Annotated in this window: 1 protein-coding gene; it reads right to left on the bottom strand. The window is 32.7% G+C overall.

What is annotated here, in order from left to right; genetic code table 11:
* Positions 1-397: RNA-guided endonuclease InsQ/TnpB family protein (locus tag ACFHWD_RS20685; RefSeq protein WP_378062952.1), on the bottom strand; the 397-nt coding region annotated here is incomplete at both ends.

Genomic DNA, 397 nt, shown 5'->3' with positions numbered 1-397 from the left:
ATTACTGCCTTTTTTCTTCCTTGATAGGTCCCTTTGAAGTTTGACAAGCCTTTTTTCTGATTTTCTCAGATATTTTGGGTTGGCCTCTCTATATCCATCTGAACATATTGCAAATTCTTTTAGCCCCATATCTATTCCTATTTTTTTACTGACTTCAGGCAGCTTTTTAATCCCACAATCAACCAGTATAGATATAAAATATTTACCACTCGGCACCTGGGATACAGTACAGGATTTAATTATTCCGCTGAATTCCCTGTGCTGTTTTATCTTAATCATAGACTTTAATTTAGGTACTTTGATACGTTTGTTTTGAATATACACAGTACCATTTTGATTATTGGTTGTATAGCTGTTATAGTTACTTTTCTTACTTTTGAATTTAGGAAAACCTATT

The organism is Clostridium sp. MT-14 (genome assembly GCF_042436595.1).
Lineage (GTDB): Bacteria > Bacillota > Clostridia > Clostridiales > Clostridiaceae > Clostridium_B > Clostridium_B aromativorans.
Note: the sequence above shows the minus strand (reverse complement) of the source record. Positions and strands in the feature narration are given on the sequence as shown.